This window comes from Streptomyces sp. NBC_00647, assembly GCF_045207245.1.
GTDB lineage: Bacteria > Actinomycetota > Actinomycetes > Streptomycetales > Streptomycetaceae > Streptomyces.
This window is the reverse complement of the sequence record NZ_CP109040.1, coordinates 5,909,568-5,924,185: the sequence shown is the minus strand read 5'-3', so window position 1 is coordinate 5,924,185 and position 14,618 is coordinate 5,909,568. Positions and strand designations below refer to the sequence as shown.

Sequence of the window (14,618 nt, the reverse complement as noted above, 5' to 3'; positions counted from 1 at the left end):
CCGGGGAATCGGCCGGGGACGGTCCCGGCACCCCGGCCGGCGCGACCGGTCCCGGCGCCCCGGCGGCCTCCCGCATCCCCACCATCGACCTGCGCCCCTGGCTGTCCGGAGACCCCGGGGCGCGTGCCGCCGTCGCCCGTACCGTCGACGACGCCCTGCGGACGGCCGGCTTCCTGCTCGTCACCGGTCACGGGGTCGACCCGGAGCTGCGCCGCCGCATCCGGGAGGCCGCCCGCGCCTTCTTCGTGCTGCCCGCCGAGAAGAAGCAGCCGTACGCCGCCCGGGTCGGCGGGCGCGGCTGGCTCGGGCCGGGTGCCGAGGCCAACGGCTACGCGGAGGGCACCGAGACCCCGCCGGACCTCAAGGAGTCCCTGACGTTCGCGACGCACGAGCCGTTCGAGGACCCGGAGACCAACGCGGAGTGGTACGCGCCGAACGTCTGGCCCGCCGAGGCTCCGGGCCTGCGCGAATTCTGCGCGGAGTACCTGACGGCGATGGGCGAGCTGGAGAACCGCCTCCTGGCACTGCTCGGCGAGGCGCTCGGCCTCGAACCGGACTTCTTCACCCGGCACATGGACCATCCGACGTACGGCTTCAACATCAACTGGTATCCGGGGACGGAGGTCGTCGGTGAGCCCGAGCCGGGCCAGTTCCGCATCGGGCCGCACACCGACTTCGGCACGGTCACCATCCTCGACCGGCAGGCCGGCAGGGGCGGGCTCCAGGTGTTCACGGACGAGGACGGCTGGCAGGACGCGCCCTTCGACCCGGCGGCGTTCACGATCAACATCGGCGATCTGATGGCCCGTTGGACCGGCGACCGGTGGCGCTCGGGACGGCACCGGGTGCTGCCGCCGCCGGCCGACGCGCCGGCTGAGGAGCTGATCTCGCTGGTGTACTTCGGCGAATGCACACCGGGAACGCTGGTCGAGTCGGTGCCCGCCCCCGTGGGCCGCGTCATGTACGAACCCGTCGACTCGCATGTCTACCTGCGGGAGAAGCTCGATTCGATCACTGTCGGTTGAACGGTGGAACGTTTTCGTAATTGAACGGACACCAGGCGGCCTATCCCGAACCAACCCCCCCTTCTTAAACTGTTGTTGATACACCTCACAGCAGCACATCGGACCGGACCGCGGACCAGGGGGAGATGCGGTGCACTCAGGGCTGCACGGCAGGGGGGCGCTGTTCGACACCGATCCGCCCGGGCTCGCGTCACGACTGGTCGGTCTGCGTCCGTACCAGCTCCGCGCCACACCGTACGAACATTCCGGGGAACTGCCGTTCGTGGTGTTCGCGGGCGGCCGGGGGCTGGGCAAGACCGCCCTGCTCCTCGAACTGCGCGAGGCCTATCGCGGACACACCCCGGTCGCTCTGATCGACGGCGAGGAGCGGCAGTTCGCCGCGCCGCCCGCCGACCGTCCCGCCGAGTCCTGGTCCCCGGTGGGACAGGCGCTCACCACGGCCGCGGAGCAGCTCGCCGAACCGGTGAAGGGCGCCGGAAGGATCGGCTTTCCGCGACTGTCCTCCGGACTCCTGGCCGTGGCGGCGGGCGGCTGGAGCAACCGTGACGTGCCGCGCATCCGGCAGGAGGCGGAGCGGATCCTGCTGCTCAACGAGACCGACTCGTGGCTGTCGGGGTTCGCGGGGCGCTGGGTGAGCAAGGTGATCTCCAAGCTCATCGCGTCGATGAGCGGGACGGGCCCGGTGGTGGAGCCGATCATCGAGGCGACCCTGGAGGCCTTCACGGAGGGAGTCTCCCCGGCCCACCGCCGGCTGCGCAGGGCCGCGACCTGGTACCGGGACTATCCGAACGCGGGCGGCAGCCCCAAGCTCGCGCTGATCCTGCTCTCCCGGCACTTCCGGGCGGGCGGCGACTCCCGCAGACACGCCGAACGCCATCTCGTACGGGCGCTGCTGGCCGACCTGGACGACGCGTACGCGGGGGTCGTGCAGCGCTCGCACCGGCGGGGGCGCCCGGTCCTGCTGATCGACAACGTCCAGGAGCCCGGGGGCCTCGGGCTCCTGGAGCCCGTCCTGCGCGACCGCGCCGACGGCATCGCGGACCAGGTCGTGTTCTTCGCCGCGCTACGGGGCTACGCGCATCCGGCGCTGCGCAACGCGGGCCGGCTCGTCCTGCCCGAGGCGGCCCGGGAGACCGGCTGGCGGCCCGGTACCTCGCCGTCCTCGCGGGCCCTGCTCGTCTCACTTCCGCCGCTGACCCCCGACGACACCCTGCACATCATGGACACCGCGTCCGGCGGTCTCGGCACCGCCTCCGGCGGACCTGTCTCCGTGCCACCCCAACTCCCGCACGCCACGCATCGGCTGACGGTGGGCAGCCCGCTCGGCATCACCCTGCTGGCCGCCTCGGCACGGCAGAACCTGCCCGAAGGCGCCGACACACTGGGCATGTTGCTGACCGCCGATGTCGCCCTGCACGAGGACCACGCCGGCCGCCCCGCCTATCAGGAACTCCTCGACCGGCTCGTCCCCGGCGGCCGGCTCGACGAACTGACCGTGCTGGCAGCGGCCCACGACCGCGACTCGGCCCGCTCGCTCGCGGAGTCCCGGCTCCCGGAGGACTTCGGCGCGTCGGGCGTCCTGGACCTGGAGGAACGGCTCGCCTCGGAGGGCTGGGCGACGGCGGACGGACAGTTCGTCGGCGACCCCTTCCTGCGCGCGCTGCTCCTGCTGAGGCTGCACCACGGCGACCGGGACCACGAGCGGTGGCGGGCGGTGCACCGCGCCCTCATCGACCACTACCAGGACGCGGGCGAGACCGCCCTGCCCGACAGCGCCCGCTACCGGCTGCATCACGAACTCGCCCTCGGCAAGGCGGACTTCGCGGTGGCGCATCTGCGCGACACCTTCCCCCGTTCCGACACCCGCCGCTGGCTGTCCTCACTGGTCTTCATCGCCTCGGCGCCGTACTACCACGCGCACGATCCGGACGGCCGGGACTTCGACGGCCACGACCACCGGGCCGCCGTCGCCCTCGGCCGCACGGACGCCGCGCAGCTGCCGCCGAGCGGAGTGGACGCCGTACTGCACCTGCGGGTAAGGCGGTTGCTGCACGCGGTGTGGCAGCTGACCGATCCGCTGGTGCTGCCGGACCCGAGGGTGACCGAGCGGCTGCGCTTCGAGCTGGAACAGCTGTCGAACCTGCGGCCCGCGGGCAACGCCCTGCTGTGGCGGGCCTCGCGGGACTGGCCGTCCGACGCCCTGGCCGGCCGGCCGCTGCGCATCCCGGGCGACGACGAGGGGGACCGGTGATGGCTCGCTTATGGGTGTGGCTGCGCGAGGACGTCTGGGAGATACGTTTCCGCCGGTACATCGCGCTGACGCTCGTGGCCGTCCTCGTGGGCCTCGGCGTGTGGGGCGGCATGACGGCCGCGAAGGAGGACCGGTCGTGCGCGCCGGGGGTCGTGCAGCCGAAGGACAGTGCCGAGTGCGTGGGCGTCTCCTCGACGACGTACGCCTTCGGACGTCCGCAGTTCGCCGACGCCGTCCGGGCCATCAACCGCGAGAACCACCGTCTGGCTCCCGGCAGTTACGTCACCGTCGCCCTGCTCGAACCCTTCACGGCGACCGACGCGGACAACCTGCGCGACGTACTGCACGAGCTCCAGGGCGCCTATCTGGCGCAGTACCAGGCGAACCACGACACGACCGGGCTCAAGCCGAAGATCCGGCTCGTGCTCGCCAACCCCGGCGCCACCGGCGCCTCCTGGCGGCACACCGTAGACCAGCTGGAGCGGATGGCGAAGGGCCCGGACCGGCTGCGCGCGGTGACCGGGGTCGGGCTGAGCACCGACAACAACCAGAAGGCGGTCGAGGAGCTGACCCGGCGGGGCATCCCGGTGATAGGGAGTTCGATCACCGCCGACGACCTGGCCAACGGGCAGAACGGCGAGGACCCCTTCCCGGGGCTCGCCCGTGTCTCCCCCACCAACACCGACGAGGCGCGCGCTCTCGCCTCCTTCGCCAAGGTGTCGGCGGCCAACGCCTTCCTGGTCTACGACCGGACGGGCGACCCGTACACCCGCACGCTCCAGAGGTCCTTCGAGAAGATGCTCAAGGGCGCGCGTTACGAGGCCCAGCCGTTCACGCCGCCCGCCGACCGCAGCAAGGAGGGCAGCACCGCCAACGTCTTCGCGCAGATCGCCAACATCCTGTGCAACACGCCGAAGGGCACGGACACCATCCTGTTCGCGGGCCGGCACACCCAGTTGCGGCAGTTCATCAACGCGCTGGGCGCCCGGGGCTGCTCCGACCGCCGCTTCACCGTGCTGACCGGCGACGAGGGCTCGTACCTCGCCGGTGACAAGGACCTCGACCCGGCCGCGCTCGAGGACCCGCGTATGACCGTGCGCTACACGGCGCTCGCCCACCCGGACGCCTGGCTCGAGGACCGTGCGCGAACCGGCGGCAGCGCGGCCGACGCGAAGGTGCTCCAGCGGCTGCTGGACCGTGCCGCGCGGGGTCCGGTCGGCCCCCTCGGCAAGGTCGCCCTGGACGACGGCCAGCTGATCATCGCGTACGACGCCATGCGGCTCGCGGTGCACGGCATCCGCGGAGCCTCGCCGACCGGGCGGATCCCCGCGCTCGTGGACGTCGGCCTCCAGTGGCCCCAGGTGAAGGGCAAGCAGCTGCGGGTGAACGGGGCGAGCGGCTGGATCTGTCTGGACGCCCACGGCAACCCGTACGACAAGGCCGTGCCGATCGTGGAACTGACCCACGACAGCCGCGCCCGGTTCGTACGGATCGCCTGGCCCGAGGGCAAGCCACCCGCGGCGGAGTGCCTGCCGCCGTCCTAGCGCTGCCGCCGTCCCGGGCCTGCGGCCGTCCTGGCGCTGCGGCCGGGACGACGAAGGCCGGCCTCGGTGACGTGGGTCCCCGGTGCCGGCCTTGTCTCGTTCGGGTGTGTCAGACGCCCGCGTAGGAGTGCTTGCCGCTGACGAAGATGTTGACGCCGTAGTAGTTGAACAGCCAGCAGCCGAAGGCGATCAGGGCGATGTAGGCGGCCTTGCGGCCCTTCCAGCCGGCCGTGGCCCGCGCGTGCAGGTAGCAGGCGTACGCGACCCACGTGATGAACGCCCAGGTCTCCTTGGGGTCCCAGCCCCAGTAGCGGCCCCACGCGTCGCCCGCCCAGATCGCGCCCGCGATGATCGTGAACGTCCACAGCGGGAAGACGGCGGCGTTCACGCGGTACGAGAACTTGTCGAGCGAGGCCGAGGCGGGCAGCCGCTCCATGACGGAGGTGGCGAACCGGCCGGGCTGTCCGCCGTTCGCGAGCTTGTTCTCGTAGGAGTCCTTGAAGAGGTAGAGCAGCGTGCCGACGGCGCCCACGTAGAAGACGGCGCCGCACAGGATCGCGGTCGAGACGTGGATGTACAGCCAGTACGAGTGCAGCGCGGGAACCAGCTGGTCGCTCGCGGTGTACAGGACGGTGACGGCGAGACCGAGGTCGAGGAGGACCGTGGTGACCAGGGGGAGGCCGAGCCAGCGGACGTTCTTCTTCAGCGCGAGCAGGACGAGGAAGACCCCGACGGCGACGGTGGAGAAGGTGATGTTGAACTCGTACATGTTGCCCCACGGCGCCCGCCGCACGGACAGGGCGCGGGCGACCACACCCGCCGCCTCGACGGCCCACGCGAGCACCGTGAGGGACACGGCGATCCGCCCGTAGAGGTCACCCTGCTCGTCCCCGCCGTGCGCACCGGGCCCGTCGGGGACGTCCCGCGCGCCCACCGCGGACCGGGTGACGACCTTGGGCCGCTCCAGTACGGCGGTGCCGCCGGCCTTCTGCACGGTGACCTCGGGGGCCGCCGCGGTCGCCTTGGCGCCGTTCGCGGTGAGCGCGTTGGCGGTGCGGGCGACCTTGCTGCGGCTGCCGAAGAGCCACTCGGCGATGTAGGCGAAGAAGGCCAGGGTGTAGACGGCCATCGCCGAGTAGATCAGCGTGTTGCTGATGTTGGCGAGGTGTTCGTTGGTCGCGGTGGCCAGGTCGGTCACGGCGCCCAGGTCGTGTGCGGTGGCGAGCGTCACTGCTTCTCAGCCCCTTCGGCGGCTGTTGCGGGGGGTTCGGCGTCGGCGTCGGTGGGTGCCGCGTCTTCGTCGGGCTTGGTGGGTGCCTGTTCGTGCAAGAGCGCGGCCAGGTCGCCGAGCTCCTCGGGAAGCTTCGCGGACTCGCTGCGGCCGAGCCCCGCCATCTCGACGACGGTGACGCCGTCGGCGCCCGTGGTGGCCCGTACCCAGACACGGCGGCGCTGGATGAACAGCGATCCGGCGAGGCCGAAGATCGCGGCGAACGCTCCGGCCAGCGCCCAGTCACTGCCGGGCTGCTGGGTGACCTGGAAGTTCGCCCACTCCTTGATGTCCTTGTCGAAGGTGATCGAACCGGCGCCGTCCGGCAGCTTCATCGTCTCGCCGGGCCGCAGCCGCGACTTGAGGATCTCGCCCTTGGCGTCCTTGAACTGCTTCATGTGGGAGGTCTCGAGCTGGTACACGTTCTGCGGGAGGCCCGCGTCGACCCCCAGGCTGCCGTGGAAGCCGCTCAGCGCGAGCACGGGGTAGTCGAGCGCGGGGAACTGGGAGAACATGTCGCCCTTGCCCGCCCCGGCGAAGGTCGGCACGAAGAAGGCGGAGAAGCCGAGCTGTTCGCTCTTCCCCTGCGCGTTCCGGTAGCCGTCCATGACCTTGACGGCGCCCTGCGAGGTGACGTTGGAGTCCAGCGGCAGCAGGGGCACGGCCTCGTGGAAGACGACCTTCCCCTTGCCGTCGCGGACGGTCACGACGGGCGCGTAGCCGTGGGCGGTGAGATAGACCTTCGAGTCGCCGATCACCAGCGGCTCGTTGACCTTGACGACGGTCTTCTTCCCCTTGCCGTAGGCACCGACGCTGTAGTCGACGGTCGCCTGGTACGTGCGGGGCGTGCCCTTGTTGGGGCCGGTCCGCTCGTAGATGCCGGTGAAGTTCTTCAAGTCGAAGCTGAACGGCGTGAGGTCGTCGGTGCTGAAGAGGCTGCCGGACTTGAAGTCGTCGTAGGACAGGAGCGCGTTCGAGAAGCCGTCGCCCTCGACGATCAGCTTGTCGCCCTCGGACTTGAAGAGCTGGCCCCAGGCGAAGGCGACGAGCATCACGATCAGCGCGATGTGGAAGAGCAGGTTGCCGGTCTCGCGGAGGTAGCCCTTCTCGGCGGCGACGGCGTCCTTGTCGACGTGCGCCCGGAACCGCTTCTGCTTGAGCACCTTCAGCGCGATCTCGCGGACCTGCTCGGGCTCCGCCGCGGTGCGCCAGGTCGTGTACGCGGGCAGCCGGGTGAGCCGCTTCGGGGCGCCCGGCGGACGGCCGCGCAACTGTCCGACGAACTGCCAGGTGCGGGGCACGATGCAGCCGATGAGCGAGACGAACAGCAGGATGTAGATCGCGGAGAACCACACCGAGCTGTACACGTGGAACAGGCCCAGCCGGTCGTAGAGCGAACCGAGAGCACTGTGCGCGTCCTTGAACTCCTGCACCTTCGCCGCGTCCTGGTTGGACTGCGGGATGAGCGAGCCGGGGATGGCGCCGAGCGACAGCAGGAAGAGCAGGATCAGCGCGACCCGCATCGACGTGAGCTGGCGCCAGATCCAGCGGACCCAGCCGGTGACCTCGCGGCCTGTCCAGGCGATCCATCCCAGGGCGCCGGGGGTGCGCGCGCCGCCGAAGGAGCCGGGCATCGCCGTCTCCACGGGCGCGGTGGACAGCTGCGAACCGGCCTCGCCGATCTCCCGTGCGTCCCGCGCGTCCTGGGAGGCCCGCGTGTCCTCGTCGGCCGGCCCCCCGGCGCCGGCGGGGCCGGTCGTGTTGCCGGTGTCAGTGGTGCTCATGGGTCAGATCCCTACCGTGAAGCCGTCGGACCAGGTCTGCATCTGCTGCACGATGCCGTCCCACGCACCGGTCAGCAGGAGCAGGCCGGTCACGATCATCATTCCGCCGCCGATCCGCATGACCCAGGTGTAGTGCCGCTTGACCCAGCCGAACGCGCCGAGCGCCTTGCGGAAGGCGACGGCGGCGAGGACGAAGGGCACTCCGAGACCGAGGCAGTACGCGACGGTCAGTATGGCCCCGCGCCCGGCGCTCGCCTGGTCCATGGAGAGCATATTGACGGAGGTGAGTGTCGGTCCCAGGCACGGCGTCCAGCCGATGCCGAAGAGGGCACCCAGCAGCGGCGCACCCGCGAGCCCGGTCACCGGCCGCCGGTGGAAGCGGAACTCGCGCTGGGTGAGCCAGGGCATCAGCCCCATGAAGAACACACCCAGCACGATCATCAGCGCGCCGAGGACCTTGCTGAGCGTGCCGTTGTACTCGTGCAGGGTCGAGCCGAAGTACCCGAACAGCGCCCCGCCGGAGACGAACACGGCGGTGAAGCCGAGCACGAACAGACTCGCCCCCGCGACCATCCGCCCCCGTCTGGCCTCCGCCAGATCCGTGCCGCTGACTCCGGTGACGTACGACAGATAGCCGGGGACGAGCGGCAGGACGCACGGTGAGAAGAAGGAGACGAGCCCGCCGAGCACGGCGATCGGCAGCGCGAGCAGCAGGGCTCCGCTGTAGACCGTGGTGTTCATGCCGGTCGAGGCGGCGAGGTCCGTTGACGACAGGAGAAGGGACACGCCGGTCACTTCTCCGCGACGATGGGGTCGAGCATCTCGTGCAGCTTCTCTTCGCTGAGCGCCTGCAGCGTGCGGGCCGCGATCTTCCCGTCCCGGTCGATGATGAGCGTGGAGGGGATCGTCTGCGGGTTGAGCGTGCCCTTCTTGAAGCGGAGCATCAGCTTGCCCGTCGGGTCGTACAGGCTGGGATACGTGACCTTCTGCTCCGTCTCGAAGGCTTTCGCCAATGAGGTGCTGGCGTCACGTGTGTTGATGCCGACGAACTGCACGCCCTGCCCGGCGGTCTCCTTGGCGACCTTGACGAAGTTCGGCGCCTCGGCGCGGCACGGCGGGCACCAGGAACCCCACACGTTGAGGACGACGACCTTGCCCTTGTAGTCCGCGATGTCGAGCTGCTTGCCGTCGACAGTCTTTCCGGAGAGGTCAGGGACGGCGTCCCTGGACCCCTTGGCGACCGTGGAGATGCCGTCCTTGCCGGAAACGTAGTTGCTTTTGCCCGCGCCGCCGGAGGTGCCGCCCGAGCCGCACGCGGACAGCAGGAGCGCGGCGACGGCGGCCCCGGCGGCGTACAGGGCGAGACGGCCACGGGTGCGGTTCGGGCGCTGGTCTGCGCGGCAGGCGGCACTCATGTGAAAAGTTTCGCATGCCCGTTTCGGGGATCTTCCGCACCCCCCTTGCGGGTGGAAACCCGCATTTCAGGCGGCACGCCCCCGGAGGTAGGAGTTCCAGCCGCCGGAGGGCCGCTCCGCCACGTCCAGCGACTGGAGCTTCGCCAGCACCTCGGGCCGCTGCACATCCAGCCAGTCCACGAACTGGCGGAAGGAGACGAGGCGCACGTCGGCGCTCTTCTCCCTCTCCCGGGCGATGTGGGTGAAGGCCTGCTCGACGGCGTCCATGTAGATGCCGCCGTTCCAGTCCTCGAAGTGGTTGCCGATGAAGAAGGGGGCGCGATTCGTCTCGTATGCCCGCTTGAATCCCGAGATGTACGACTCGGCCGCCTGGGTGCGCCAGGCCGGGTAGTTGTACGAGGGCGCCCGGGTGGAGTTGACGGACTGGTTGGCGAGGATGTTGTAGTCCATCGAGAGGACCTCGAAGCGGTGCCCGGGGAAGGGCATCGCCTGGAGCGGCAGGTCCCAGAGCCCCTGCTTCCTCTGCGGCCAGCGCTGGACACCGCCGGGCGAGGAGGCGTCGTAGCGCCAGCCGAGCTCCCTGGCGACGGGCAGCAGGTTGCTCTGGCCGAGCAGACACGGGGTGCGGGCGCCGATGAGCTCCTTCTCGTAGTCGAAGGGAAGCGCGGGCAGATCCGTCCAGCCCGAGTTGGTGCGCCACTCCGTCACGAAGGACTTGGCCTGCTCGATCTCGCTGTGCCACTGCCGGGCCGTCCAGTTGGCGACCGAGCCGGAGCCGGAGCAGAAGTGCCCGTTGAAGTGGGTGCCGATCTCATGGCCGTCGAGCCAGGCCCGGCGGACCAGCTTCAGCGTGGACCTGACGTGGTCGTCGCTCAGGTAACCGATGTCCGAGGCGCCGCGGGGGTTGTTCGGCGGCAGGTACAGGCGCTTCTTCGACTCGGGCAGCAGATAGAGCCCGGAGAGGAAGAACGTCATGTGCGCGTCGTTCTCCTGGGCGAGCTGGAGGAAGCGCTCGAAGAGGCCGGTGCCGACCTCTCCGGCACCGTCCCAGGAGAAGACCACGAACTGCGGCGGGGTCTCGCCGGGCTCCAGCGGCACGGGGCGCTCGGGCTGGCGCGGCTGCTTGCCCGTGTAGGCGGTGGAACCGTCACCGATGGGGCGCGCGGTCCGCTTCGGGGCGCCCGGCCTGCCGGTGCCGGCCGTGGGGGAACCGCCGGGGTGACCCACGGCGTCCTTCTGCGCGATGGTGCCGCACGCGGCAAGTCCCAGCGTGGCCGCGGCACCTGCCCCGAGGCCGATCATTCCCCTCCGGCTGACGTCCCGCATGCGGTCCTCATTTCATCGCACCCTCTCAGCTGGCTCTCAGCTGGCATCCCATGAGAGGGCACGATGAAGTCGGAGGTTCCGTCCAACGCGCACAGATTTATATGATTTTACGAAGATGCGCCCATTCGGCCGGGCTTATCGGCTTTTGCCCGTCAGGCCCCGAACGCCTTGTCCTTGCCCTTCACCGGCTTGGCACCCGCGAGGAGATGAGCCGGAACCAGATCGCGCGCGGGCTCGGTGTAGCCCACGGACACGATCTTGTCGCCCCGGTAGGTGAAGGTCGTCAGGGACGCCAGCGTGCACTGCCGCTTGCGCGGGTCGTGCCACAGCCGACGCTTCTCCACATAGCTGCGCACGATCCAGATCGGCAGCTGATGGCTCACCAGCACCGCCTCGTGGCCACGCGCCGCGTCCTTGGCGGCGTCCAGCGCGCCCATCATCCGCACGACCTGCTCGACGTACGGCTCGCCCCAGGACGGCTTGAAGGGGTTGACGAGGTGCTTCCAGTTCTCCGGCCGCCGCAGCGCGCCGTCCCCGACGCCGAAGGTCTTGCCCTGGAAGACGTTGTCCGCCTCGACGAGCCGGCCGTCGGTCGCCAGGTCGAGACCGTGCGCCTTCGCGATCGGCGTGGCCGTCTCCTGCGCCCGCTCCAGCGGCGAGGCCACCACATGCGTGACGTCACGCGACGCGAGGTGCTCGGCGACCCGGTCGGCCATCTGCCGTCCGAGCTCGGACAGGTGGTACCCGGGCAGCCGCCCGTAGAGCACCCCGTCCGGGTTGGCGACCTCGCCGTGCCGCATCAGGTGGACGACGGTGATGTCGCTGTCGCCGGTCGTCCCGATGGTCTCGCTCATGCCGTGGCCTCCGCCGCTGCCCGTGCCGCCGCCGGAAGGGCGTCGGCGATCCGCTGAACCGCTTGCTCGTCGTGAGCCGTCGACACGAACCACGACTCGAACGAGGACGGCGGCAGATACACGCCCTGCGCCAGCATCGAGTGGAAGAACGCGGTGTAGCGGAAGGACTCCTGCGCCTTCGCGCCCTCGTAATCGCGCACCTCACGTCCCGTGAAGAAGACGGAGAACATGTTGGAGGCGCTCTGCAGGCGGTGGGTCACACCCTCCTTGGTGAGCGCCTCGGTCACCAGCGTCCGGATCCGCTCCGACACCGCGTCCACCTTGTCGTACGCCGCGTCGTCGAGGAGCCGCAGCTGCGCGAGCCCGGCGGCGGTGGCGACGGGATTGCCCGAGAGCGTGCCCGCCTGGTACACCGGCCCGGCGGGCGCGAGGTGCGCCATGACGTCCTCACGGCCGCCGAACGCGGCGGCCGGGAAGCCGCCGCCCATCACCTTGCCGAAGGTCATCAGGTCGGGGCGCACGCCGTCGATCCCGTACCAGCCGGCCTTGCTCGTGCGGAAGCCGGTCATGACCTCGTCGGAGATGAAGAGGGCGCCATTCTTCGCGCAGGCGTCCTTGAGGCCCTGGTTGAAGCCGGGCGCGGGAGGCACCACACCCATGTTGCCGGGCGAGGCCTCGGTGATCACGCAGGCGATCTCACCGGGGTGCGCGTGGAAGGCCGCCTGCACGGCTTCGAGGTCGTTGTAGGGCAGGACGATGGTGTCGGCGGCCTGGGCGCCGGTGACGCCGGGCGTGTCGGGCAGCGCGAAGGTCGCCACCCCGCTGCCCGCCGCGGCGAGCAGCGAGTCGACGTGCCCGTGATAGCAGCCGGCGAACTTGATCACCTTCGACCGCCGGGTGAACCCGCGGGCCAGCCGGATGGCCGACATGGTCGCCTCCGTACCGCTGGAGACGAGCCTGACCTGCTCGACGGGCTCGACGCGCGCGACGATCTCCTCGGCCAGGGCGACCTCGCCCTCACCGGGCGTACCGAAGGACGTACCGCGGGAGACGGCCTCCTGAACGGCGGCGATGACCGCCGGGTGGGAGTGCCCGAGGATCATCGGACCCCAGGAGCAGACGAGGTCGACGTACTCACGGCCGTCGGCGTCGGTCAGGTACGGACCGGTACCGGACACCATGAACCGGGGCGTACCGCCCACGGCTCGGAAGGCGCGCACGGGAGAATTCACGCCACCGGGGGTGACGGCCGCCGCACGGTCGAACAGCGACTGCGAGGCTGGGGCTTCGTAGGGATAAGGCAGTTCGGTCATGACCTGCGACGTCTCCGACTCCGGGGGGCTAGTGACCTCCTCAGGGTAGGCCAGGGGCCCCGGGGGTCCGTGAGGGGAAGAACGGGACGGCCGTGAACGGATGAACCCGGCCCGACGTACGGCTCCACAGAGGAAAGATCCCGGCCATCGTGGAGCCGGTGTGACGGAGGCCGGTACGACAACCGGGCTCCTTCCCCCGGCCATCTGCGAAACTGGGCCACGAACGGACAGCTCACATGAACGACGGTGTTCAGGGGCCGCGAAGATCCCGCGGACAGGTATTTCGGCGTACGTTTCGGCGTGCGACCGTGGGGGAGGTCACTGTCACGATGATCGGGTTGCGTGGCGGGGGTCGCGCGACTTAGAAAAGCAGTCGGGTGGAGATATGCATCGCGGTGGCGGACTGGGCGAGGGGACCGACGACCTCAACCCTCGGCGTGCCCGGCGGGGGAAACACCGGCGCGAGGCGGAGGAAGCGGCCGGCGCACGGGCTGGACAGGCACAGGGATCGCAGAGTGACCCCGAGCGGATCGACCGCGCGGTGGAGCGGCTGCGGTCGGAAAGCGGGAATGGTGGCCGAGTGGGGGTGACGTACAAATACTTCGGCGCGCCGGACGGCGCGACGGCGGCCCGGGTCCCGATCTCGATGCGCCCCGAGGAACTCGGCGGCGACGAGCTCGGCATGAACGGCATGTTCACCAAGATCAAGCCGGAAACGATGGCCGCGATGGTCCTCACCGGCATAGAAGGCGTCCCCCTGAACAAGGTGCCGCCGCTCGAACTCGTCGTTCTGCACCCCGACTACGCCGTGGTCAAGCTCCCGATGACCGTCGTCGACCCGCTGCGCGGCATAGGCGAGGAGGCCGTCGGCGCGGCCGCGTTCATCTGGTCCACCGTCCCGGACCGGGGCGGCCCGCGCGACGCGTTCAACGTCTACCAGCTGCTGCACGAGTGGCAGGACTTCTCGCACCGCCTGCATGAGGCCGGGCACCAGCCGTACTGCCTGGTGTGGCCCTGATCCGGGTTCTCCCGGAAACCTGACCCGGGTCTCCCCCGGAACCCGGCCCACCGGCGCCGGGACACTCAGAGCCCGCCCGCCACCCGGAGTACCGCGCCCGTCGTGTACGAGGCGTCGTCCGACAGCAGCCAGGCCACCGCGCCGGAGATCTCCTCCGGCCGGCCCGCGCGGCCCATGGGGATGCCGGCGGCCACCCGGGCCGGGCGCTGCGGGTCCTCGTGGAAGTCCGTCCAGACCGTGCCCGGGGCGACACAGTTCACCCGGATCCCGTCGGCCGCCACCTCCTTGGACAGACCGATGGTCAGAGCGTCGACGGCGGCCTTCGCCGCCGCGTAGTGGACGTACTGGCCCGGACTGCCCAGGGTCGCCGCGGCGGACGAGACGTTGACGATCGCGCCCCCGCCGGCCGCGGTCATCTCCCGCACGGCACGGCGCGCGCAGAGCAGATAGCCGAGCACGTTGACCGCGAGGGCGTCCCGCATCCCGTCGGGGTCGGCGTCGGCGAGCCGTCCGTTGGGTCCGCTGACACCCGCGTTGTTCACCAGCCCGGTGACCGGGCCGAGTCCGGCCGCCGCGTCGAAGAGCCCGTCGACCGCCGCGGGGTCGGAGGTGTCCACCGCCACGGCCAGACAGTTCCGGCCCGCGTCGGCGACGGCGTCCGCCACCGCGTCGGCCGCCGCGCGGTCGGACCGGTAGCCGATCACGAGGTCGTGGCCCTCCTGGGCCAGCCGTCGGCAGACGGCCGCACCGATACCGCGGCTGCCCCCGGTCACCACCGTGATCTTCCGTCCGTCTCGCATGATCGCCTCCCTCGCGCC

General features: G+C 70.6%; 12 protein-coding genes. 4 read left to right on the top strand and 8 right to left on the bottom strand.

The genetic code is table 11. The features are described from left to right. Positions 1-74: 74 nt before the first annotated feature. The 3 genes from OG788_RS26030 to OG788_RS26020 all read left to right on the top strand — a co-directional run bounded on the left by OG788_RS26030 (position 75) and on the right by OG788_RS26020 (position 4,820). A complete protein-coding gene (locus tag OG788_RS26030) occupies positions 75-1,025 on the top strand; it encodes an isopenicillin N synthase family dioxygenase (protein ID WP_406376845.1) in 951 nt (316 codons plus the stop codon). Between the two features lie 130 nt (positions 1,026-1,155). Next, complete coding sequence (locus OG788_RS26025; RefSeq protein WP_406373795.1) at positions 1,156-3,276, top strand: hypothetical protein; 2,121 nt, start codon at positions 1,156-1,158, stop codon at positions 3,274-3,276. Further along, positions 3,276-4,820 (top strand): ABC transporter substrate-binding protein, encoded by a 1,545-nt coding sequence (locus OG788_RS26020; RefSeq protein ID WP_406373793.1) that lies wholly within the window; start codon positions 3,276-3,278, stop codon positions 4,818-4,820. The genes OG788_RS26025 and OG788_RS26020 overlap by 1 nt, the downstream gene beginning before the upstream one ends. A gap of 109 nt (positions 4,821-4,929) precedes the next feature. On the opposite strand, the gene ccsB is transcribed toward OG788_RS26020, so the two are convergent. The 7 genes from ccsB to hemL all read right to left on the bottom strand — a co-directional run bounded on the left by ccsB (position 4,930) and on the right by hemL (position 12,782). Beyond that, positions 4,930-6,051, bottom strand: a complete 1,122-nt coding sequence (gene ccsB, locus OG788_RS26015; RefSeq protein WP_406373791.1) for a c-type cytochrome biogenesis protein CcsB — start codon at positions 6,049-6,051, stop codon at positions 4,930-4,932. Continuing rightward, positions 6,048-7,874 carry a cytochrome c biogenesis protein ResB gene (locus tag OG788_RS26010; protein ID WP_406373789.1) on the bottom strand — a complete coding sequence of 609 codons (1,827 nt, stop codon included), beginning with the start codon at positions 7,872-7,874 and terminating at the stop codon, positions 6,048-6,050. The genes ccsB and OG788_RS26010 overlap by 4 nt, the downstream gene beginning before the upstream one ends. A 3-nt stretch (positions 7,875-7,877) precedes the next feature. Next, positions 7,878-8,615, bottom strand: coding sequence for a cytochrome c biogenesis protein CcdA (locus tag OG788_RS26005; protein WP_351548441.1), 738 nt, complete (start codon positions 8,613-8,615; stop codon positions 7,878-7,880). Between the two features lie 50 nt (positions 8,616-8,665). Continuing rightward, entirely contained in the window at positions 8,666-9,289 is a 624-nt protein-coding gene (locus OG788_RS26000; protein ID WP_406373788.1) for a TlpA family protein disulfide reductase, read from the bottom strand. Positions 9,290-9,355: 66 nt separating this feature from the next. Then, positions 9,356-10,615, bottom strand: a complete 1,260-nt coding sequence (locus OG788_RS25995) for a hypothetical protein (RefSeq protein WP_406373786.1) — start codon at positions 10,613-10,615, stop codon at positions 9,356-9,358. A gap of 152 nt (positions 10,616-10,767) precedes the next feature. Further along, on the bottom strand, positions 10,768-11,469 hold the full coding sequence (locus tag OG788_RS25990) for a histidine phosphatase family protein (protein ID WP_351548305.1): 702 nt from the start codon (positions 11,467-11,469) through the stop codon (positions 10,768-10,770). After that, positions 11,466-12,782 (bottom strand): glutamate-1-semialdehyde 2,1-aminomutase, encoded by a 1,317-nt coding sequence (gene hemL, locus OG788_RS25985; RefSeq protein ID WP_356754779.1) that lies wholly within the window; start codon positions 12,780-12,782, stop codon positions 11,466-11,468. Before hemL ends, OG788_RS25990 begins: the two co-directional genes overlap by 4 nt. Before the next feature lie 580 nt (positions 12,783-13,362). Here hemL and OG788_RS25980 point away from each other — a divergent pair. Then, on the top strand, positions 13,363-13,800 hold the full coding sequence (locus OG788_RS25980; RefSeq protein WP_019061278.1) for a hypothetical protein: 438 nt from the start codon (positions 13,363-13,365) through the stop codon (positions 13,798-13,800). Positions 13,801-13,865: 65 nt separating this feature from the next. On the opposite strand, the gene OG788_RS25975 is transcribed toward OG788_RS25980, so the two are convergent. After that, the gene (locus tag OG788_RS25975) at positions 13,866-14,600 is read right to left on the bottom strand and encodes an SDR family NAD(P)-dependent oxidoreductase (RefSeq protein WP_406373783.1); all 735 of its coding nucleotides are present in this window, start codon (positions 14,598-14,600) and stop codon (positions 13,866-13,868) included. Positions 14,601-14,618: the final 18 nt, after the last annotated feature.